Source organism: Actinomadura vinacea, from assembly GCF_039532545.1.
Classification (GTDB): domain Bacteria; phylum Actinomycetota; class Actinomycetes; order Streptosporangiales; family Streptosporangiaceae; genus Spirillospora; species Spirillospora vinacea.
On sequence record NZ_BAAARW010000001.1, the window covers coordinates 307701 to 328555 of the forward strand.

Sequence of the window (20855 nt, forward strand, 5' to 3'; positions counted from 1 at the left end):
GCGCCCGCCCCCGGAGGTCATTCGATGCGACCATTCCACCGTCCGTCCGGCATCGCGCCGCCGCCCAGAACCCGCTCCCGTGCCGTGACCCTGCTGAGCGCGCTGGTCCTCGGCACCGCCTTCGTGCTGGTGGCCGTCCCCGCCGCGCCGGCGACCGCCGCGGAGCTGCTGTCCCAGGGCAAGCCCGCCTCCGCCTCGTCCACCGAGAACGCCTCCACCACGGCGTCGGCGGCCGTGGACGGCAACACCGCGACCCGCTGGTCGAGCTCCTTCGGCGACCCGCAGTGGCTGCGCGTCGACCTCGGCGCCACGGCCGACATCAGCCAGGTCGTCCTGCGCTGGGAGGCCGCGTACGCCCGCGCGTTCCAGATCCAGACCTCGGCCAACGGCACGACCTGGACCACCATCTACTCGACCACGACCGGCACCGGCGGCGTGCAGACCCTCAACGTCACCGGAAGCGGCCGGTACGTCCGCGTCCACGGCACCGCCCGCGCGACCACCTACGGCTACTCGCTTTGGGAGTTCCAGGTCTACGGCACCGGCGGCGGCACTCCGCCGGGCAGCACGATCCCGGCCCCGACCATCGCTTCCCTCGAAGCCGCCAACGGGCCGCTGGCCACCGCCAACTACACCGTTCCCAGCCCGAGCGGGTACGGGTCCGGCACGATCACCTATCCGACGGCCGCCGGCTCGTACCCGGGCGTCGTGCTGATGCCGGGTTACCAGGGCACGCAGCAGAACCTGCAATGGCTCGCACCCCGCCTGGCCTCCTGGGGCTTCGTCGTCATCAACGTCGGCACCCGCACGCCCACCGACGACCCCGAATCGCGCGGCGACCAGATCACCGCCGCGGGCACCCAATTGCTGGCGCTCAGCAACGCCACCGGCAACCCGATCTCCGGAAAGGCCAACGGCACGCTCGGCGCGGCCGGCCACTCGATGGGCGGCGGCGGCACGATGGTGGCCCTCCGCGACGACGCCCGTTTCAAGGCGGGCGTGCCGACCGCCCCCTACTATCCGAACGGGAATTTCTCCAGTGTCACCGAGCCCACCTTTTTCCTGACCTGTGAAAGCGACCCTGTGGCCAACGGTGACACCTACGCGGTCCCTTGGTACAACTCCATGTCCCAGGCCGAGAAGCTCTACATCGAGGTTCCCGGCGACCATCTCTGCCCGATGACCGGGTCCGGTAACAAGGCCAAGCAGGGCAAGTGGATCGTGTCGTTCTTCAGCCGCTGGCTGCGCTCCGACACCCGCTTCAGCCCGTTCCTGTGCGGAACCGAGCGCGAGGCCGACAAGAACAACACGTCTCTGGTCACGCGCTGGATGGACACCTGCGCCTTCTGACCGGGCCTGTCCGCGCCGGGCGGCACGCGGATTCAACCGCCTTCCGCCCGGCGCGACAACGCGCGCGAGATCGTCCGGCCGGTGACCACGACCGCGGGGCCGAGCGTGCTCGGCCTGGGACCGTGCGGCCCCACGACGATCGACACCGCGGCGATGACCTCTCCCGTCGCGTCCCGTACAGGCGCGCCGACCGACACGATCTGGTCGCTCATGGCGAACCCCGTCCGGCGGACCTCGGCGAGCGCCCGGCGCAGGCCGGCGCCCGGCTGATGACCGGCCAGATACCGTTCCTGGACGGCCACCGCCGCGAAAGCCAGGAGCACCAGCCCGTCACCGGTCGCATGCGCCGGGCTCCGTCCGCCGGTCGGCTCGCGTGCGGACCCGGCACCCCGGGCGCGGATCCGCTCCACGAGCACCGCGTCCATGCCGTCCAGCACCGCCAGCCGGACCTGCTGCCGCCCAGTGGTCTCCGACAGGTCCTCCAGAAACGGAATCGCCACCTCCCTCAACTCCAGCCCCCGGGGAGCCAGCGCCGCGACGGCCCACAGGTGCAACCCGATCTGGTAGCGGCCGTTGTGGCTGCGTTCGAGCGCGCCCCAGGACACCAGCTCGCCGACCAGCCGATGGGTGGTGGTCAGCGGCATTCCGGTCCGCCGGCTGATGTCCGAAAGGGTCAGCCACCCGCGCTCCCCGGCGAACACGTCCAGCACGCTGAGGACGCGCCTGGTGACCGAACGGGTCGCAGGCTCCTCGACGACGGACCTGCTGTGCGACGGTAGCGGCATCGCTCTGTGCTTTCTGCAATCCCGGCCCAGGGCACTCGCCTAGCGGCTCGCACCCTGACCGTGCTTGGGCGAGCGCGACATCGCTTCGCGATCTGGCCGGCGACGCTCGCCTCCGGCATCGCCCCACCGGCCAGGCTGTGTTCTCGCAGCCCCGGCCCAGGGCACTCGCCTAGCGGCTCGCACCCTGACCGTGCTTGGGCGAGCGCGACATCGCTTCGCGATCTGGCCGGCGACGCTCGCCTCCGGCATCGCCCCACCGGCCAGGTAACGCGCTCGCGCGGCGGTTGCGTGTGTGCCGAATGGCTCAGCCGAGCGCCGGCGTCCCGAGGCTGACGCCGCGGGCGGCCATCAGGTCGATCGCGCGGGACGCGGCGCCGGGGGCCGACACGGTGTCCCAGAAGTCGCAGTTGTGGTCTGCGCGGTACTGGGCGAAGGAGATGCGCGTGCTCTGCCCGCCGGGCCGGAGCGAGAGCACGGCCTTCGCCCTGACGTCCGGCCAGTACGCCAGCCGGTGCCGCGGCGTGTTGGGAGTGCCGCCACGGGTGAACGAACCCCAGTAGTGGCTCATGTCGTCGGCGAGCCGGCGCTGGTCGGCGGTGAAGAGCGGAGTGATCGGGGTGCCGTTGTCGAAGCTCGGGAACAGGTAGGGCAGCTCACCCGCGTGCGGCGCGCCCCACTCGTACCCCTCCGGCCTGCCGGGGGTGAGCCCGGGGAACTTCCGGTCGTCGAACCGGTACTTGAAGGTGCGGGTGTGGCGGGCGAACCGCTGGGCGAGGGTCAGCGTCGGGCAGCCCCCGATGCCGGCGACCAGACCGGCATCGGTCATGATCGCCGCGATGGCGTAGACGGCGGCGTACCGGCCGGTGTAGTCGCTGATGGGGTAGCGCTCCAGCACCCCGGACGCCCTGTCCCCGTACACCGTCCTGACCCAGGCCTCGTACTGCTCGGGCGTGTACCCGAGGAAACCGAGCGCGAAGGACCGGCCCTCGTCGCGGTTGGCGCCGATCATCACCGGCACCCGGGCGAAGCGGCCGGCGTCCACCGCGTCCGCGGGCGCGGTCGGCAAGGGACCGCCGCCGTGCACGAAGAAGGTCTGCGTGCGCGCGCTCGCGTCCAGCAGTTCCGCGACGGGCTTGGCGCGCAGGCACGCCAGCGCGTCCGGATCGGTGCAGCCGACCGAGCGCGCGAACTCCGCGCCCTGCGCCTCGGCCTGCGCCCGCGGCGCCGACGTGCAGGCGCCGCTCTGGATGATCGCGCCCTTGAAGAGCCCCGCCGAGCCCGGTGCGGCCAGGTGCGCGCACACCGACATCCCGCCCGCGGACTCGCCGCCGATCGTCACCGCGCGGGAGTCGCCCCCGAACGCCGCGATGTTCGTCCGCGTCCAGCGCAGCGCGGCCTGCTGGTCGAGCAGCGCCTGGTTCCCGCCGAACCCCGGCAGCGTGAGCAGGCCGAACACGTTCAGCCGGTAGTTGGCGGCGACCACGACGACGTTGTTGTCGGCGGCGAGCTTGGCCCCGTCGTACTGCTGGGCGCCGCCGTTCTGCAGGCCGCCGCCGTAGATGTAGAACAGCACCGGCAGGCGGCCGCGTGCCCCGGCCGGCCGGAAGACGTTGACGTAGAGGCAGTCCTCGGCCTCCGACCGCGGTCCGTTGCCGCTCGGAAGTTGCGGGCAGGGCGGGCTGAACGCGGTGGCCTGGCGCACGCCGGACCAGCGCGTGGCGGGCGCGGGAGGGGCGAGGCGGCGGTCCCCGACCGGGGGCGCCGCGAACGGGATGCCGAGGAACTTGTCGACGCCCTGGACCGTGCCGCCCCGGACGAGTCCCTTGTCGGTCCTGACCACGTTCCGGTCGGCGGCCTGGGCCGCGGGCACGTGCAGGGCCGGCAGCGCGAGGGCCAGCCCGATGACGAAACGGAACGCTCGTTGACGGATCATGTTGCCTGCCTCTCAAGCCGCCTCGGGCCGCGGACGCCGAGGTGTCGTCACCTCACCTTTCCGCAGCACGACGACATAATTGGCCCCCGATCACGAGTCTCACTCCCGGCGCCGTACCTGCAAGAGGAGCGTAAATATCGTTATCTGCGGGGTCAATAAGAGTAATTGTCCGCCGGTTTTGTGCAGGTCTTGACGGAAATCATTAACGTCAAGAACCGGACATAATTCCGCACGGCCGGGTTAGGATTTTGCCGGTGAGCGACTCAGCCGGGACTCGCCGCAGGCCGACCGCCGCGCGCCTGGTCCTGAACGAGCTGCGCGGGGAGGTGTTCCTCACCCGCGCGGAGCTGATCGAGCGGACCGGGCTGTCCCGGTCGTCGGTGTCCGGCGCGGTGGCGGCGCTGCTGTCGGACGGCCTGCTGACCGAACGCACCGCCGGCCCGGACCCCGGGAACCGCCGTCCGGGCCGTCCCGTCGCCGGACTGTCGCTCACCCCCGCCGCCGGGCTGGTCGCGGCCGTCGATTTCGGGCACAGCCACCTGTCGGTCGCCGTCGCCGACATGTCCCTGCGGGTGCTGAACGAGCACACCATCGAGTTCGACGTGGCCGGCAGCAAGGACGCCGCGCTGCGGGCGGCCGAGGAGGAGATCCGCGCCGCGCTCGCGCCGCTGCCGCGTCCGCGCGAACCGGTGGCGGTCGGCATGGGCCTTCCGGCGCCCGTCCTGGCCGCCGACCAGAGCGTGGTGACCGGCTCGATCCTGCCCGGCTGGAGCGGTACCCGCCCGGCCGCCGAACTCGGCGACCGGCTCGGGCTGCCCGTCGTCATCGACAACGACGCCAACCTCGGAGCGCTGGCGGAGGCCCGGCTCGGCGCCGCCCGCGGCCTCGAGGACCTGATCTACCTCAAGGTCTCGTCCGGCGTCGGCGCCGCCCTGATCCTCGCCGGCCGCGTCCACCGCGGCTTCCACGGCCTCGCCGGAGAACTGGGGCACATCCCGGTGGGCGGTGCCGCCGGGCCGGGCCGCGCGTGCCGGTGCGGCGGCCACCGCTGCCTGGAGTCGCTGGCGTCGTCGGGCGCGATCCTGGAGGTGCTCCGGCCGTCCTTCGGCGCCCTCGCCCCGGCCCGCCTGATCGACCTGGCCGGCACTGATCCGGTCGTCCAGCGCGCCCTCACCGACGCGGGCCGGGTCATCGGCACCGTCGTCGGCGACCTCGCCAACACCCTCAACCCGGCCGCGGTCGTGCTCGGCGGGTTACTGGCCGACGCCGCCGAGCCGGTGCTCGCCGGCCTCCGCGAGTCGCTGGACCGGCGCACCCAGCCCGCGGTGGGCGACGGGATGCGCCTGGTGGCCGGCGAACTGGGAGAACGCGCGATCAGCCTGGGCGCCCTCATCCGAGCGACACGGATCGCCGTCCCGGGAGCGTCATGACCGAGCGAAGGGAGGGCATGAGCGCTGTTTTTGCCGGGGGGTGTGGGGGGTCGTGCCCCCACGGGGAGACGTCATGACGGCCGCGGGCAGGTCCCGGCTGCTGGCGCTGATCCCGTACGACACCGCCGTGACGATGGCGGACCTCGGCCGGCTCAGCGGCCTGAGCCGACCGACGCTCGCCGACATGCTGCACCGGCTGCAGGCGGAGGGGGCCGTACTGTGCGAGCCCGCCGTCGCGTCCGGTGGCCGGGGCCGTCCCGCGCAACGTTGGCGCAGACGGCCGCCCCAGGGGATGTTCGCCGCGCTCGCGTTCTCGCGCGATTCCGTCCGGGTCCGGGTCGCGAGCTCCGACGACCGGGTGTTCGCCGAGCGCGAGGCAAGGGTGAACGTCGCCCTCGACGTCAGGGGCGCACTGGACGCCGGCCGCCGCCTCCTGCACGAGTGCCTGGCGGAAGCCGACTCGGCCACGGACTCGCTGACGAACCTCACGCTGGGCCTGCCCTGCCCCATCGGCGACGGGGGCCAGCCGCAGCCCCGCGGCTTCCTGCCGGACTGGGTGGGCTTCCGGCCGGTGGAGTGGCTGAGGGACTGGCTGCCCGACATCCGGATCTCGGTGGAGAACGACGCGAACCTGGCCGCCGTCGGAGAGCTCGTGGAGGGCGCCGGGCAGGGCTGCCGCGACCTGGTGTACGTGAAGCTCGCTCCCGGCGTCGGCTCGGCCCTGGTCGTGGGCGGGCGGCTCTACCGGGGCGCGGCGGGCTACGCCGGCGAGATCGGCCACGTCCAGATCAACGAGATGGGCCACCCGTGCGTTTGCGGCGCCCGCGGCTGCCTGGCCATGGAGCTTTACATCGCCGCCCGGCACGGCACCGGGGGCAAGGGCGGGCTGCTCGCCCTGACCGAGCTCTTCCGCCGCTGCGACGCCGGAGACACCGCCGCCGGACGCGTCCTCGGCCGCATCGGCGGGCAGATGGGCGAGCAACTCGGCGCGCTGGCCAACATGCTCGACCCCGAACGCATCGTGATCAGCACCGCCGACGTGCCACCGCACCCCGCGCTGCTGGCCGGAATCCAGGACGGAATACACCGCACCGCGCTGCCCCCCGTCGGCGACCTGCCGGTGATCCCCTCGCCACTGGGCATTCGAGCAGAGCCACTGGGCGGGATCGCACTGGCGAGAGGCACCTACCTCACCAGCCCCGGCAACCTGTAGAAATGCCTCCGCGGCGAAGGCCCGCGCACATCGCCGAATAGGAAGGGGTCACCCGGGACCCCGTCTGCGGCCGGCTGAATTACGCCACGGAGCATCCCGCAGTGAGCTCCATGAGCTGCTCGGCGGCGGTGGTATTGCCCTTGTCTGCGAGGCGCCGCAGCTCGTTCAGGTCGCCGTGTTCGGTGGCGAGTTCGATCAGTTGGTCGGTGGCGGTGGCGTTGCCCTTGTCGGCCAGGCGCCGCAGTTCGTCCAGGTCGCCATACTCGGTGGCCAGCTCGATCAACTGGTCGGTCGCCGTGGCGTTGCCGCTTTCGGAGAGGCGCCGCAACTCGTCCAAGTCGCCGCGGTCGGTGGCCAGCTCGATCAGTTCGTCGACCGCGTCCTCGTCGCCGTTGTCGGCCCGTTCCCGCAGCTCGGACATATCGATGTCGGCCATGATGGGCTACCTCCGGTTTCCGCTACTCGCCGGGGGCGGGCAGCTTGCCTGATGCTCGAAGTTCATCGCGGTGGGCATGCCACTCGTCCAGCAGCGTGGGCAGCCGCTCGCTGAGGAAGTCGGCCAGCGCGACCATCTCCTCAAGCGGGGCGCGGCGTTCCGGCGGGGCATCGGTGAGCAGCGCCAGCCCTTCCCGGAACAGTGCCGCATGCTCCTTGTGGATAGCCGAGTCGAAGTTTTGCGGCTGCTGACTCGCCGGATCCAGGCTCACCCGGTCCACCCGCTCGCCGGCGAGACGCGTCCGTCGTGCGATCCGGTGGCTCTCGAGCAGCTTGACCGCGCCGGTGATGGCGCTCCGGCTCGCCAGCAGCGCCTCGGCCAGCTCATCGATCGTCTGCTGCGCCGGATCGCAGACGAACAGATACCCCAGAAGGCGGCCGGCCATCGGCGGGAAGCCGTACTGGCGCGCGTAGAAGCGGCCGACATGGTCGGCGAAGATCAACTGGGCGTCATGTGACACATGGGCGACGATAACAGTCATAGCTGAGATGACACAAATTTATGTCATCTTGCCGGCACCCAGACGCCCGCTTCGTTCTCCTCGGAGTAGAACCAGCCGCCGGGCCGGGGCCTGACCACTCGGACCCCGCGCTGATCGAGAAGGCGGCGCGCGTCCACCAGGTCCCGCCGGCAGGTCTCGACCTGGGCGGTCGGAACTTACGGAAGAGGGTCGACGCGGGTGTTCTGGAAGGAATCCTGGAGCCACCGGCCCTGACGCCACGTCAGCACATTGGTGTTGGCCGACAGCGAGCCGTTGCGGCAGTCGTTCTGCCCGGCGTTGACCAGGCAGGTCGTGCGCACGATGATCGCCAGCCCCGGCCCGGCGAACCGCACGCGCTCGCTGAGATATCGAATGGAACTGTCGGTGATGTACTCGTCGAAGTAGCGCTGCATGCCGACCGCGATGCCCCGGCGGGTGCGGAGGTGGTCACCGTTGAATGTGACCATGTCGCCATTCGGGGTGAAGGTGGCGGCGAACGCCGCACCGTCCTTGCGGGCCCAGGCGTCGGCCTGCCGTTGCCGCAGACGATCGAACTCCTTTTGCGGATCGTGCGTCGCGCCGCGCTCCTCGTTCCGGGCCTCCCCGTCCTGGCCCAGCGCCGGTAGAGCCGCCGTGACCAGGAATCCGCTGAGCGCCACGACGGTGGCGGCCGAGATCGCGGCAAGCTTCGCCCACTGGGAACGCATCTCGTTTCTCCCGTCATGAAAGAACTGCAACGGATTGGACGCTAGCTCCGCCGGGGCAGTCGAGTCGTCAGCCCGGAGTCGTCACCGGGCTACATCTGGGGATGCGGGAGTATTGGAAGCTCATACTCCATTGTTCGGCTCTACAAGTCCTTCACCCGCAACTCCTGGGCCGGCTCCCAACGGGCCGGGGGGCTCATGGCAGGGTGAGGATGCGTGGGCCGTCCTCGGTGATGGCGACGGTGTGCTCGACGTGTGCGGCGCGGCTGTCGTCGTCGGTGCACAGTGACCAACCGTCGGAGGCCGTGTGGTAGTCGTCCCTGCCGCCGGCCATGAGGCTCGGCTCGATCGCGATGACGAGGCCCGGGCGCAGGCGCAGTCCTCGTCCGGCGCGTCCTTCGTTGGGTACGAACGGGTCTTCGTGCATGGCCTTTCCGATGCCGTGGCCTGCGAAGTCGTTCTGCATGCCGTAGGCGGCGCCGCGGCCGATCCGGGACATCGTGTGGCCGATGTCGCCCATCCGTGCGTCCGGGACGGCGGCGTCGATGCCCGCGGCGAGCATCTGTTCGGCCGTGCGGATCAAGGCCAGGTCCTGCTCCCTGGCATGGCCGACGACGAAGCTGACCGCCGCGTCGGCATGCCAGCCCTCGATGTGCGCGCCGCAGTCGACGCTGAGCAGGTCACCCTCACGCAGCCGGTAGGCCGTCGGCAGGCCGTGCAGCATGACGCCGTTCACCGACGTGCAGATGACGCCCGGATAGGGGGTCGCGCCGAAGGACGGGTGGTAGCCCAGGAAGGACGATCCGGCGCCGGCGTCGGCGATGACCTCGCGTGCGAGTCGGTCCAGTTCGAGCAGGGACACGCCGACGGCGGCCCGTTCCCGCACCTGTGCGTGCACCGCGGCGACGACACGGCCCGCCTCGCGCATGGCGTCGATCTCACCGGCGGTCTTCAGTTCGATCACGTTGATCCCTTCCAGTTCGGGATAACTATACCGGTATTAGTATGTCAGTCATGGTGAGAGAGCCGTTGACCGCCCCTGAACGCGAACGTGGCGAGCGACTGGGCGAGGTCCTGCGCCAGGCACGGGGGTCGCACAGCATCGTGGAGGTCGCGGCCAAGGCCGGGATCTCACCGGAGACCCTGCGCAAGATCGAACGTGGCCGGATCCCCACACCGGCCTTCTTCACCGTCGTGGCCGTCGCCGATGTCCTCGGAGTGTCACTGGACGCCCTGATCTCCCAGGTCACGGAGCCGCCCTTCGAAGCGGCGGCCCGGGGCTACAAGGAACCGGTGCCCGCCGCGCCGATATGACCGGCCGTGCGGACGAGCCAGGTGCCGCCGTCGGCCGTTGCGCCGCGCAGGCCGTGCAGGGTGTCGGCACCTGCGAGTGCGGCCAGGCGGGGGTCGTGGAGTGAGGCGAACGCGACGGTGCGGGCCGGGTCCCAGTCGGTGGAGTGGCGCAGGCGCCGGGCGAGCTGGGCGAAGCCGAGCGGGGCCGCCGCCATGACCCAGGCGTCGGGCGTCTGGACGGTCAGCCGGGTCGCCGGACGCAGCCAGGATGCCGCGGTCTCCGGCCAGTCGACCACGGCGAGGACGCTGTTGCCGCGAGCCTTCCACGCTGCCGCGAACGTCCGCGCGGCGGTGCGGGACGCTGCGTCGCGGCCGTGGCCGATGGCGACGGTCTCGATCCCGGTCAGCAGGCCGATGAGGGCGGCGAGCTCGGTGCCGGTATGGGGCGCGGGGGCGGTCAGGTCGTCGCCGTAGGCGGTCAGGTCGGCCTCAGGGACGAGGGGTGAGCGGAAGAGCCCCGGGCTCATGAGGTCGCTTTCCAACGGGCGTACTCGGCGGGCAGGCACGCGGCGCAGGGCCGGTATCCGGCCGCGATGGCGGTGGGCTCGTCGGCGAAGAACACCCGGTGCTCGACGTAGTGGCCTCGGGCGACGGCCCTCAGCGCGGAGGGACACTCCAGCCGCCCGTACAGGCGGCCGCGGCGATGCCCGCCGAGCGTGCCCGGCGTGCTGCTCTGGTAGGGCCGTCCGTCCGCGCCGAGCAGCGTGTAGGTGACGTGGGTCATGCCGCGTCGTGGAAGACGAGGCCGAGGGTGTGCCGGCGGCCGGAGCGGACGGTGCTCACACCGTGCCGCATCGGCCCGTTCGACCAGCCCCGCTTGGTGGCGACCGGCCGGTCCCTGGTCGTGAAGACCAGCCCGTGGCCCTGGAGCAGGGTGGTGGACGAGCCGCGCGACTGGGCGCGGGGACGCTGCTCGGTCATCAGGAACTCGCCGCCGGTGAAGTCGGCTCCGGGTGCGTCCAGGCCGATGACGACCTGGAGCGGGAAGAGCATTTCGCCGAACACGTCCCGGTGCAGGGCGTTCCAGTCGCCGGGCCCGTACCGGAGCAGGATCTGCGCGGACCTGGCCTGCCCGGCCTCGTGGCACAGTTTCACCCACTCCTCCAAGGTGTCCGGCCACGGTGCGGGACGGCCCAGCTTGTCCGCCCAGTCGCGGGCGATCGGCAGCAGGGACGGGTAGAACGCCTCGCGCAACTCCCGCACCAGATCGGGCAGGTCGTGGGTGAAGTAGCGGTACTGGCCGGAGCCGAAGCGGTGGCGGGCCATGTCGATGGTCGTCCGGAAGCGCTCGGGCTCGTCGTACAGGGCGGTGATCTCGCGGCACTCGGCGGGAGTGAGGAGCGGCCCGGTCAGGGCGTGGCCGTGCTCGTCGAGCTCGCCGGCGAGCGCGTTCCAGTCCGACCGTGCGATCCGGTCGGCGACCGGTCCGGCCGGCTGAAAGGGGTCGGTCATGGTCAGGTCCTCGGTTCAGATCAGCGCGGGCTGCAGGATGCCCTCGTGCGTGAGGAGGTGGACCTTGCGCTCGACGCCTCCGGCGTAGCCGCGCATCGATCCGTCCGCGCCGATCACGCGGTGGCAGGGGCGCACCAGCAGCAGCGGGTTCGCGCCGATCGCCGCGCCCACCGCCTGGATCCGGCCGCGCGGCAGGCCGAGCCGCGCGGCGAGCGCGCCGTACGTGGTCGAGGTGCCGAACGGGATCTCCTCCAGCGCGCGCCAAACGCGCCGCTGGAAGTCGGTCCCGCCAGGGGTGAACTCGATGTCGAACGTGGTGAGCTCGCCGGCGAAGTACGCCTGGATCTGGCGGGTGACGTCCGCGAAGAGTTCCGGAGCGCGGCGCCGGGCGGCCGGGGCGTTCTTCTGGCCGGGCATCGACAGCGAGGTCAGGGTGATCCCGTCGCCGGACTCCTCACCGGTCAGGAGCAGGTCGCCCAGCGGGCTGGTGATCGTCGTGCAGGCGGTCATCGTCGCCTCCTTCTCGTCGTTCCACCTTCAACAATGCGATGCCGCGGGCACGGATGCTGGCGGGAATCGGACGTCACGTTGCGGGGCCCAGGGTCCCTTGACCGTCGCAAGACCATCTCGGCAGCATCGGCTCCGCGCCCGGAACCCGGCCGAGGAAGAGGGAGCGCACCGATATGCGCGTGCTGACCTGGAATCTGTGGTGGAGGTTCGGTCCCTGGGAGGAACGGCAGGCGGCGATCCTTGCCGTCCTGCGCGAGGAGCGGCCCGACATCGTCGGCTTGCAGGAGGTATGGGCCCGCGGTGCGGACAACCAGGCGAAGATCCTGGCCGAAGAACTCGGCATGGAATGGAATGGACCTGGGAGGCTTCCCACGCCCCCGGGCGGTGGCAGCGGCGACTCGGCGATTCCACCGTGGACATCGGCAACGCCGTGCTCAGCCGGTGGCCGATCGCGGCCCGACACGCGGCCCGGCTGCCCGCTCCCGACGCCGACGACGAAGGACGCCTGGCGCTCCACGCACGCGTCCAGACCCCCGAACACCAGATCTCCTTCTTCACCACGCAGCTGGCCTCGCCCATCCACGCCTCAGCGGCACGCTGCCGGCAGGTCAGAGCGCTCGCCGGGTTCGTCGCCGCCCACCGCGGCGGCACCGCGTTCCCCGCGGTCGTGACCGGTGACTTCAACGCCTGGCCCGACTCGGAGGAGATCCGGCTGTTCGGCGGCTACAAGACCGCGCCCGCCGTCCCCGGCCAGGTCCTCTTGGACGCCTGGGAGCACGCCGACCCGGCAGCGCCATCGGCCACCTGGGACGCGTCCAACCCCTATGTCGCACCCGGTTTCGACCCGAGCGTCCGCGTCGACTACATCCATGTCGGCCCACCCGGCCCCGCCGGCATCGGCCACGTCCGCTCGATCCGACGCACCGGCGACGGGCCGGTCGACGACGTCTGGCCCTCCGACCATGCCGCCGTCATCGCCGACCTGGCGACACAGCCGGTCCTGCGTCAGTGACGTTCGCCGCTCGCCGGCACGTTCACCTTGGGCGACCGAACACCACCGACACCTTCCGGATCTACGGCTGAACAAAAACCCGCCGCGGTTCGGCCCTGGTCATCCTGGCCGGACGGCGGCGGGCTCGCTGGTCCGCACTTCTGCTTCGGGTTCTTCCGCGTGGGCACGACGCCCCTGCGCCGGCTGTACGTGGTGCTCTTGCGAAACCGCAGTCTGGAACGGCGGTGTCCGCCGCGTCGTGCTCGACGCTCGGTGTCCTCACCCAGACCGCAAGGAATCACACCACGAGGTGCGCCAGGCTAAGGAGCTCGGTCTGGCGCATCCAACCTCGGCTTCCTCGCGCCGCGAGGGGGCAGCCGTGTTGGATCAGCGAGCGCTGTCCGGTCCGGGCGGGAGCGCGATGCACTCGCCGGTGATGGGGTGCTCAAGGTGGCCGGGAGGGCACTTGGCGGTCGGCGCCAGGCCCGCGTGGTTGTCCGCGGAGGCCGCGGTGGCGGACAGCCCCAGGATGCCGAAGCCGAGGAAGCCGCTCATCGCAGAAACGAGCAGGACCTTTTTCATCCAGATTCCCTTCAGGAATGGGTGATGGCATTCATTGCCCACCAATTCATCATCCGCTGTGGCGAAATGACCCCGTGTCGGTGTGGCAACTCGAGGGCATATTAGTTGATCTTCAATCCAGGGGCGAGATCGGAACTCGAACTCGGCGGAGCATTATCGGACCGCTGTCCTATCTTCACTCCGCGTGCTCGGGCCACGGGTAACCGAGGACTTCGGCGTACTCGCGGCTGCCGCCTCTGACTTCCGCGTAGTTCTTCGGATCCTCCGCCGAGAGGCGCCGCAACGCGGCGGCGGCTTGCTCCTCGGGTGGCGTTCCGTCGTCCGGAAGGCTCCAGATGAATTGCAGCCAGGGCCCGTCCTTGTCCCTTTGACCAGCGGCGAGCCCCGGCCAGTACGTAAAGGACAGCACGGCCGTATCCGGATCGAGGAAATCGGTACCGACCCAACCCAGCCTCCCGTCCCATTGGACGAGGAGTTCGGGCCGATCGCGAAGTCCCGCGGCGATTCGCCACGCGGTGTCGCGCGCAGGCCACGCCCACGAACGGTCATTCTCGGCATGCGCGATCTCGGCGTCGTATTCGGCGGCGTCGAAACGGTACTCGGGCAACTCGGGCGCGGGCCGCCGGGACGGGAGCGCGGCAGGGCGGCGCCAATCGCGCCACACGACGTGTTCCCCTTCGCGGCAGATCGTGACGTAGAGCGCCCCGCAGCAGCCTTCCGTGCAGTACGCCTCGGCCAGCTGCACTTCCCGGGGTTCGGCTTCCGCGCGCAGGCGACCGGTGTCGAGCAGGTCCTCCGGTGAATTGCCGGGGCCTCGGCCGAAGGCATCGGGTACCAGCGGGCGGCCGTCGATCAGGAACCGGGTCTCGACGGTGTCCGGGTCCAGCGGATCCCGCACGGCGACCTCGACGCGGAACCGGGCCGGCGCCGTCCGGTGGGCGAAAAGGCGCTGTGCCGTGCGGCGCGCCCAGTCGGCCCGGCGGCGTGCGGCCGCGTCGTCGGGAGCGATGGCCGGTACGGCGGCCCAGGCGGGTGCCTTGAGCACGTGTTCCAAGGTGTGCAGCAGCGCCTCGCGCTGACCGGGACGCCAGTCGAGAAGGACGCTGGGGCCGCTGTCCAAGTCCAGGACGAGAGACAAGAGGGCCGCGTAGTTGTCGAGGGTCGGGAGCAGTCGGGAGACGCGGGCCACGATGGCGTCGTACGCGGCGACGGCCTGCGGGTAGACGAGGATCTCGGCCTGGTAGTCGCGCACGCTCGTCATCCTGACCAGCAGGCGTGCCCCTTGGGCCAGCGCGCGGGGATCGCCCGGATCCTCGGCGGCGATGTCCGCGAGCCGGACGGCCTCGGCGATCCTGCGCGCGGTCTCGGGGCCCGCGGCACGGGGCTCCAGGGGAATCGCCATCAACCAGGCGCGGACGGCGGGGTCGTCACGGGCGACCAGGGCATCGATCAGGTGGCGCAGTTCCCGGCCCTCGGCGAAACCGCCCAGCCAGAGCAGGGCAGCGGTCGAGGAGTCGAGGCGGGTGAGCGCCCGGACGACAGGCAGGGTGAAACCTCGCAGCAGCCCAAGGATCTTGAGAAAGGGGACGTCCTCCGGCTCGCCGAGGCGGGCCAGCAGGTCGATGCCGACGGACACGGCCGCGTTGCTCGTGCCGGTACGCGTCAGGTGTCGGCTCAAAGCGCGGGCGGTCGCCTTGTCGTCCAGAGGGAGTTCGGCGACGTAGCGATAGAGGAGGTGGTCTTGTACGCCCAGCTCGTCGAGACGGCGCTGGAACTCGTCCGCGGCCCGGACCGTGTCCAGGTCGGTCAACAGCGGGGTGAGTGTCGTGGCCAAGGCTTTCGCGACCTCGGACCGGTTGCGGCCCTGCCGTGATGGCCGGTCTGGCAGGGGATGTCCACCCTTGGGAAAGCGGCCTTCGGGTTCCGCCCGATACAGGCGCAGGGCGTAGTCGTAGAGGGACGGGCGAGGGGAGAGCGCGCCGCGCTCATCCTGGGCGCTCACCGAGCGGGGCGGGTCTCGATTCCGTAGATCATGCACGGATGATGTCAGCTCGCCCCGCCGGGCGCCACTCGATATCCCGACTGTCGTCGGGGTGCCCTAACGTGCTGCGACATGGACGACCGGCTTGCCGAGGGTGAGAACGTGCTGACGATCCCGCGGGCGTGGCACTCGTCGATACATCCGCGCCGCGGCGGGACCCCCGTGGAACCGATGAAGGTCACCAGCGGGGCGGCGGGCGCGGAGTCACGCGGCGGAGGCCGCCATCGGCACACTGTCGGAGGGGGTCGGCGCCGCCGGTCTGATCGGGAAGGCGCGGCGGCACCTGGACGGGGACCCTGATCCGGCGGCCGCCGCGACCGTCGCGCTGCTGGCCTCCCTGGATCGCCCGCCCCAGGAGATCTCGACCATGCTGAGGGACTTCACCGACTCCTGGATCGAGGAGCACGGCCCGGCGCCCGCCGCCTACAAGCGGTTCGCGGACCTGAAGAAGGACGTGCGCACCGTCGCCGCCGACCAGGTCCAGAGGCTGGAGTCGGCGATGGTGGCGCGGCGCCGCTGGACCGCGGCCGAGTTCCAGACCCTGCTCGTGGAGCACCCGCTGGTCTGGCATCTGGCCCGCCGCCTGGTCTGGCTCGCCGGGGACGACGCGTTCCGGATCGCCGAGGACCGCACGCTCGCCGACATCGACGACGATGTGCTCACGCTTCCCGAGTCCGTGTCGGTCGGCATCGCGCACCCGCTCGATCTCGGCGGCGAGCTCACCGCCTGGACGCGGGTGTTCGCCGACTACGAGATCGTGCAGCCGTTCCCGCAGCTGGGCCGCGAGGTGCACGTCCTGACCGAGCGGGAGCGGGCGAGCGCCCGGCTGGAACGGTTCGAAGGCATCACGGTCCCGGTGCACAGCGTGCTCGGGCTGGCGCGGCGCGGCTGGGAACGCGGCGCACCGCAGGACGCGGGCATCGAGCGGTGGATCTCCAAACCCGTGCCCGGCGGGCTGCACGTGGTGATCGGGCTGGACATGGGGATTCACGCGGGCCTCGCGAGCGACAGCGAGGACCAGACGTTCGACCACGTCTGGATCACCGCTCGTCCCACCGACTTCCGCTACGACGACCGCCCCCGCACCTTCGGCGAACTGGACCCGATCACCGCCTCCGAGGTCCTGTCCGACCTGGCCTGGGCGGCCGCGTCCGCGCTCTGACCCCGCTACGCCGGGTCTTCCACCGCTGGGCGGCTCCGGCGCTGGGCGGGCTCCGCCTCGGGGCCCGCGCTGCGGATCTCCTTCGCCGTCCGGCCGAACTCCGCCTTGAGCGCCCGGCTGAGGTGGGTGGGGTCGAGGATCCCCCAGCGGGCCGCGATCTCGGCGGCCGTCCGGTGCGCGAGCGCCGGATTGGACAGGTCGCGGCGTATGCGCAGCAGCCGCTCGTGCCTGATCCAGGCGGCGAGGGATATGCCCCGTCCGCTCAGCACCCGGTGGAGATGGCGTACCGAGATGCCGTGCCGGCGCGCCACGGAGCCCACGGAAAGGTCGGGGTCGCTCAGGTTGGCCAGGCAGTGGGCGACGACGCGGTCGCCGAGGGCGGAGTCGGGCTCCGCGCGTTCGGGCGCCTCATCGGTGAAGGCCGAGGTGACCAGCGAAACCAGCGCGTCGGCGAGGTGCATGCCGGCCGCGGGCGAGAGCCCGTCCAGGTCCGCGCCGAGCCCGGCCAGACACCCCGAGACCACCGACCGGACCGTCACGTCGACCGGTAGCGGGGAGGCGCTCCGGCGGCGGATCAGTTCGGCGCTGGGGCCGAGGCGCGCCCGCGGGATCGCCAGGACCGTGATGTCGAAGTCGTCCCAATACCGCAGCTCGTAGGGCCGGGTGGTGTCGTAGGCGACGAGATCGCCGGGCCGCACGACGCACTGCTGGTCGTCCTGCTCGACGCCGGCCCGGCCGCGCCGGATCAACGCGACCTTGAGCATCTCCGGGTCGGCGGACCCGATCAGCCGCGCGTCCCGGTGGACCGAACACGGCGTGCCGGCGATCCGTCCGACCGCCACCCCGTTGACCGTCCCGCCGCCGATCGCGGCACGGAAATCGGCTTCCCGCGGCACCCGGACCCGCACGGGCACGAACGCCTTCGCGGCGGCCGCCTGGAACGGCTCCAGCCGGTCGTATTCGATGCCGTTCATCTGCCCTCGCTGTGAGCGACCGGGGTGGGATCCGGCTTACATCCTGGTCAGGCGACGTTATCCCGCCGTCTTCGCCCTGTAAATGCTGCGTAACGGGTGACGGCCGGGGGCACGAACTGGCGAAAGCCCAGGCACGCGATGGCGCGTCCGGGGATCCCCGTCCGCATAGGCTCACCGCGAGTGACCGGAGAAGGGACGGGCCACATGGACGACATCGGTTTGCGATTCGATCCCCTCGACCCTGGCCAGGCCGAGATCCGCTACGACTTCTGGGCCGAGGCGCGGAAAAGCCAGCCGGTGTTCTACAGCCCGAAGTACGACGTCTGGTTCATCACCCGCTACGAGGACATCGAGCGGGTGATGAAGGACCACGCGCACTTCTCCACCGGCAGCGTCTTCGCGCCCGCGCGGCCCTGGCCGGAGGAGGTCCGGCGGATCCTCGACCAGGGGTATTCGTGGCACTACTTTCTGTCGAACAACGACCCGCCCGACCACACCCCGCTGAAGCGCGCGGTGAGCAAGGCGTTCTCCCGCACCCAGACGCGCGCCATGGAGGACCGGGTCCGCGAGATCGCCGACGAACTGATCAGCGGCTTCGCGGATGAGGGCGTCGCGGACCTCGGCGAGCGGCTGGCCTGGCCCTTCCCGGCACTCGTCGTCGTGGAGATCCTCGGATTCCCGCGCGCGGACATGGAGCGGCTCAAGAAGTGGGGGGACGACTGGGTCTCGCTGTTCTCCGACTCCGCCGGCACCGAGGCGATGGTCGAGGCGGCCGAGAACTTCGTCGCCTTCCAGAACTACGTCCTCGAGCACCTCCGCGACCGCCACCGGAACCCGCGCGAGGACCTGCTCAGCCATCTCGTCCGGGAGCTCCACGACGACCCGGAGATCAACCTCGGGCTCGAGGACATCGTCAACGTCCCGATCAACATCATGACGGCCGGCCACGCCACCAGCACGCTGCTGTTCCTGGAGGAGATCACCGAGCTGCTGCGGCATCCGGAGCTGATGGCCGAGGTCCGCGCCGATCCCGGCAAGATCCCGGCCCTGGTCGAGGAGGCCCTGCGGTTCGAGGCGCCCGTCCACGGCATCTTCCGTACCACCAAGGCCAAGGTCGAGGTCGCGGGCGTGACGATCCCCGAGCAGGCGCGGGTGCTGCTCTGCTACGGCTCGGCCAACCACGACCCGCACCGCTTCGCCGACCCGGACGTCTTCGACATCCACCGGCCCGACATCAACGGGCACCTGGGCTTCGGCAAGGGGACGCACTTCTGCCCCGGCGCCCCGATCGCCCGGCTGGAGCACCGTGTAGCCCTGGAGATCCTGCTCGAACGCTGCCCCGACCTCCGCCTTGTCCCCGACCGTCCCCCGGAACGCATGCAGCACTTCTGGCTACGCGGCTTCCAATCGCTCTGGGTGCAGTGGGACAAGCCCGGGCACGCCAAGTACGACCCAGTCCGGACGGGGTGACGAGGTGACAGATCTGACGAAGGCTCACCGGGCCACGCTCGACGCGGTTTGCGACACCCTCCTTCCAGAGGTGCGCGACACTCCAGAACCGCTCCGTGCGGGAGCCCGCGAGCGCGGAATCCCGGACGTGATCGCCGCCGCGGTGCCGGGTCTGCCTCCGCACGCCGCCGGGGCGCTGACCGAGCTGCTGGACGGCCTCGACTCCGAATCCTTCGCCGACCTGGACTTCGACTGGCGGACCGCGCTGCTGCGCCAGGCGGCCGACGACAACCGCTTCGCGCTGAAGCAGTTGAAGGCGATGGTGTTCGGGCTGCTCCTCGGCCCCGTGGACGGTACCGGCCGCAACCCGGTCTGGGAGGCGATCGGCTTCCCGGGCCCGGTCTCCGCGCCGCCGAGCCCCGCGCAGGCCCCCAAGTCGCTGCCGCTCGTCCCCGTCGGATCCGGGCCGATGACGCTGACCGCCGACGTGTGCGTGGTCGGTTCGGGCGCGGGCGGATCGGTCATCGCCGCGAGGATGGCCCAGGCGGGCCGGTCGGTGATCGTCCTCGAAGCGGGCCCCTACCGCAACGAGGCCGACTTCGACCAGCTGGAATCGACCGGGGCGCGGATGTACCTCGGCGGTGGCGGTCTCTGGTCGGAGCAGGGCGAGATCGGCCTCCTGGCCGGTTCGACCCTCGGCGGCGGCACGGTCATCAACTCGATGGTGTGCCTGCGCACGCCCATGGACGTCCGCCGGGAATGGGCCTCGGCCGGGCTGGACGGTCTCGACGGACCCGACTTCGACGCGCACCTTGACCGCGTCTGGGGACGCCTCGGCGTGAACACCGAGGCGACCCGCTTCAACGTCAACACCGAGCACATGATCAAGGGCCTGACCGCGTGCGGGTACGCCCACGAGCGGCTGCCGCGCAACGCCTCGCCCGACGACGACCCCAAGCTGTGCGGCTACTGCAACGCGGGCTGCCAGCAGGGCCACAAGCGGTCGACGCTGAGCACCTACCTGGAGGACGCCGCCGCGGCGGGGGCCCGGTTCCTGACCGACTGCCACGTTGACCGGATCCTCGTCGAACACGGCCGCGCCGCCGGGGTGGAGGGCGTGGCGGCGGGCCGGGTGCCGCTGGTCGTCCGGGCGCCGACGATCGTGGTCGCGGCCGGCGGCATCGAGTCGCCGGCGCTGCTGCTGCGCTCCGGGATCGGCGGTCCGGCGACCGGCCGTCATCTGCGCCTGCACCCGGCCTGGATGGTCACCGGCGTCTACGACGAGCCGATCGAGGCGTGGCACGGCCAGATCCAGGCGGCCGTCTCCTTCGACCTGACGCACTGCGAGAGCGGCGTGGGGTTCCTCGTGGAGACGCTGGGCCTGAGCCCGGCGGTGTGGGCGGCCAACACGCCGTTCACCGACGGGATACGCCATCGCGACGAGCTGCTCAAGCTGCGGCACATGGCCTCCTGGCACGGCGTCTGCCACGACCACGGCACCGGACGGGTCGTCCTCGACCGAGCCGGCCGCGCGCTCGTGCGCTGGCGGCTCGACGACGACATCGACCGGCGGGTCGCGCTGCGGGCCCACCTGGAGATCGCCCGGATGCACCGGGCGGCGGGCGCGCGGGAGGTCTTCCCGTTCCACTGGAACGGTCCCCGGTGGCGCGAAGGCGAGGACTTCGAGGCGTTCCTGGACGCCCTGCGAGCGGTTCCGCCGGACGAGTACACGGGGTTCTCGGCGCATCAGATGAGCTCCTGCCGGATGGGCGCCGACCCGTCGCGGTCGGTCGCCGACGGCCGCGGCGAGCTGCACGACGTGCCGGGCGTGTGGATCGGCGACGCCTCGGCACTGCCGGGCGCCCCCGGAGTCAACCCGATGATCACCATCATGGCGCTGGCCGAGCGGACCGCCGAACGCATGACGGCCGCGGAACCGAAGTGAGGAG

Annotated in this window: 21 protein-coding genes and 1 pseudogene; 9 read left to right on the forward strand and 13 right to left on the reverse strand. The window is 71.3% G+C overall.

All coding sequences use genetic code 11. From position 1 onward, the window contains the following. The first annotated feature begins 24 nt into the window (after positions 1-24). Positions 25-1350: a poly(ethylene terephthalate) hydrolase family protein gene (locus ABD340_RS01370; protein WP_344586413.1), complete on the forward strand. Its 1326-nt coding sequence runs from the start codon at positions 25-27 to the stop codon at positions 1348-1350. A 32-nt stretch (positions 1351-1382) separates the two neighbouring features. Here the strand turns inward: ABD340_RS01370 and ABD340_RS01375 are convergent, their stop codons facing one another. Together ABD340_RS01375 and ABD340_RS01380 are read right to left on the reverse strand one after the other, a co-directional pair. Further along, positions 1383-2135: an IclR family transcriptional regulator gene (locus ABD340_RS01375; RefSeq protein ID WP_344586415.1), complete on the reverse strand. Its 753-nt coding sequence runs from the start codon at positions 2133-2135 to the stop codon at positions 1383-1385. 304 nt (positions 2136-2439) lie between these two features. Next, on the reverse strand, positions 2440-4068 hold the full coding sequence (locus ABD340_RS01380) for a carboxylesterase/lipase family protein (protein WP_344586417.1): 1629 nt from the start codon (positions 4066-4068) through the stop codon (positions 2440-2442). A gap of 254 nt (positions 4069-4322) precedes the next feature. Here ABD340_RS01380 and ABD340_RS01385 point away from each other — a divergent pair, with 254 nt between their 5' ends. Together ABD340_RS01385 and ABD340_RS01390 are read left to right on the forward strand one after the other, a co-directional pair. After that, on the forward strand, positions 4323-5498 hold the full coding sequence (locus ABD340_RS01385; RefSeq protein ID WP_344586419.1) for an ROK family transcriptional regulator: 1176 nt from the start codon (positions 4323-4325) through the stop codon (positions 5496-5498). Positions 5499-5571: 73 nt separating this feature from the next. Continuing rightward, a complete protein-coding gene (locus ABD340_RS01390) occupies positions 5572-6711 on the forward strand; it encodes an ROK family transcriptional regulator (RefSeq protein ID WP_344586421.1) in 1140 nt (379 codons plus the stop codon). A gap of 79 nt (positions 6712-6790) precedes the next feature. Here the strand turns inward: ABD340_RS01390 and ABD340_RS01395 are convergent, their stop codons facing one another. The 4 genes from ABD340_RS01395 to map all read right to left on the reverse strand — a co-directional run bounded on the left by ABD340_RS01395 (position 6791) and on the right by map (position 9356). Further along, positions 6791-7147, reverse strand: a complete 357-nt coding sequence (locus ABD340_RS01395; protein ID WP_344586423.1) for a hypothetical protein — start codon at positions 7145-7147, stop codon at positions 6791-6793. A gap of 22 nt (positions 7148-7169) precedes the next feature. Further along, complete coding sequence (locus ABD340_RS01400) at positions 7170-7649, reverse strand: GbsR/MarR family transcriptional regulator (RefSeq protein ID WP_344586424.1); 480 nt, start codon at positions 7647-7649, stop codon at positions 7170-7172. A 215-nt stretch (positions 7650-7864) separates the two neighbouring features. Continuing rightward, positions 7865-8395, reverse strand: a complete 531-nt coding sequence (locus ABD340_RS01405) for an SgcJ/EcaC family oxidoreductase (protein WP_344586425.1) — start codon at positions 8393-8395, stop codon at positions 7865-7867. Positions 8396-8588: 193 nt separating this feature from the next. Beyond that, complete coding sequence (gene map, locus ABD340_RS01410; RefSeq protein WP_344586426.1) at positions 8589-9356, reverse strand: type I methionyl aminopeptidase; 768 nt, start codon at positions 9354-9356, stop codon at positions 8589-8591. A 50-nt stretch (positions 9357-9406) separates the two neighbouring features. Here map and ABD340_RS01415 point away from each other — a divergent pair, with 50 nt between their 5' ends. Continuing rightward, positions 9407-9706 carry a helix-turn-helix domain-containing protein gene (locus ABD340_RS01415; protein ID WP_344586427.1) on the forward strand — a complete coding sequence of 100 codons (300 nt, stop codon included), beginning with the start codon at positions 9407-9409 and terminating at the stop codon, positions 9704-9706. On the opposite strand, the gene ABD340_RS01420 is transcribed toward ABD340_RS01415, so the two are convergent. Genes ABD340_RS01420 through ABD340_RS01435 form a run of 4 tightly spaced genes read right to left on the reverse strand, consistent with a single transcriptional unit; the run spans position 9673 to position 11707 of the window. After that, complete coding sequence (locus ABD340_RS01420) at positions 9673-10212, reverse strand: hypothetical protein (protein ID WP_344586428.1); 540 nt, start codon at positions 10210-10212, stop codon at positions 9673-9675. The two genes, ABD340_RS01415 and ABD340_RS01420, sit on opposite strands and share 34 nt — an antisense overlap. Continuing rightward, a complete protein-coding gene (locus ABD340_RS01425; RefSeq protein ID WP_344586429.1) occupies positions 10209-10469 on the reverse strand; it encodes an Ada metal-binding domain-containing protein in 261 nt (86 codons plus the stop codon). Before ABD340_RS01425 ends, ABD340_RS01420 begins: the two co-directional genes overlap by 4 nt. Then, positions 10466-11197, reverse strand: coding sequence for a 2OG-Fe(II) oxygenase (locus ABD340_RS01430; protein ID WP_344586431.1), 732 nt, complete (start codon positions 11195-11197; stop codon positions 10466-10468). Before ABD340_RS01430 ends, ABD340_RS01425 begins: the two co-directional genes overlap by 4 nt. Before the next feature lie 15 nt (positions 11198-11212). Next, positions 11213-11707, reverse strand: coding sequence for a methylated-DNA--[protein]-cysteine S-methyltransferase (locus tag ABD340_RS01435; protein ID WP_344586432.1), 495 nt, complete (start codon positions 11705-11707; stop codon positions 11213-11215). Between the two features lie 173 nt (positions 11708-11880). On the opposite strand from ABD340_RS01435, the pseudogene ABD340_RS01440 reads away from it, so the two are divergent. Next, a pseudogene (locus ABD340_RS01440) lies at positions 11881-12015 on the forward strand (endonuclease/exonuclease/phosphatase family protein); the annotation flags it as partial. A gap of 104 nt (positions 12016-12119) precedes the next feature. Next, positions 12120-12719, forward strand: a complete 600-nt coding sequence (locus ABD340_RS01445) for an endonuclease/exonuclease/phosphatase family protein (RefSeq protein ID WP_344586433.1) — start codon at positions 12120-12122, stop codon at positions 12717-12719. A 366-nt stretch (positions 12720-13085) separates the two neighbouring features. On the opposite strand, the gene ABD340_RS01450 is transcribed toward ABD340_RS01445, so the two are convergent. Both ABD340_RS01450 and ABD340_RS01455 read right to left on the reverse strand, forming a co-directional pair. Next, on the reverse strand, positions 13086-13280 hold the full coding sequence (locus tag ABD340_RS01450; RefSeq protein ID WP_344586434.1) for a hypothetical protein: 195 nt from the start codon (positions 13278-13280) through the stop codon (positions 13086-13088). Positions 13281-13455: 175 nt separating this feature from the next. Further along, on the reverse strand, positions 13456-15282 hold the full coding sequence (locus tag ABD340_RS01455) for a hypothetical protein (protein ID WP_344586435.1): 1827 nt from the start codon (positions 15280-15282) through the stop codon (positions 13456-13458). 406 nt (positions 15283-15688) lie between these two features. Here ABD340_RS01455 and ABD340_RS01460 point away from each other — a divergent pair, with 406 nt between their 5' ends. Then, positions 15689-16483 carry a DUF4132 domain-containing protein gene (locus ABD340_RS01460; protein WP_344586436.1) on the forward strand — a complete coding sequence of 265 codons (795 nt, stop codon included), beginning with the start codon at positions 15689-15691 and terminating at the stop codon, positions 16481-16483. 5 nt (positions 16484-16488) lie between these two features. Here the strand turns inward: ABD340_RS01460 and ABD340_RS01465 are convergent, their stop codons facing one another. Next, positions 16489-17457, reverse strand: a complete 969-nt coding sequence (locus tag ABD340_RS01465) for an AraC-like ligand-binding domain-containing protein (protein WP_344586437.1) — start codon at positions 17455-17457, stop codon at positions 16489-16491. A 204-nt stretch (positions 17458-17661) separates the two neighbouring features. Between ABD340_RS01465 and ABD340_RS01470 the strand changes: the two genes are divergently transcribed. Further along, entirely contained in the window at positions 17662-18927 is a 1266-nt protein-coding gene (locus ABD340_RS01470; protein WP_344586438.1) for a cytochrome P450, read from the forward strand. A gap of 4 nt (positions 18928-18931) precedes the next feature. Continuing rightward, the gene (locus ABD340_RS01475) at positions 18932-20851 is read left to right on the forward strand and encodes an FAD-dependent oxidoreductase (RefSeq protein ID WP_344586439.1); all 1920 of its coding nucleotides are present in this window, start codon (positions 18932-18934) and stop codon (positions 20849-20851) included. Positions 20852-20855: the final 4 nt, after the last annotated feature.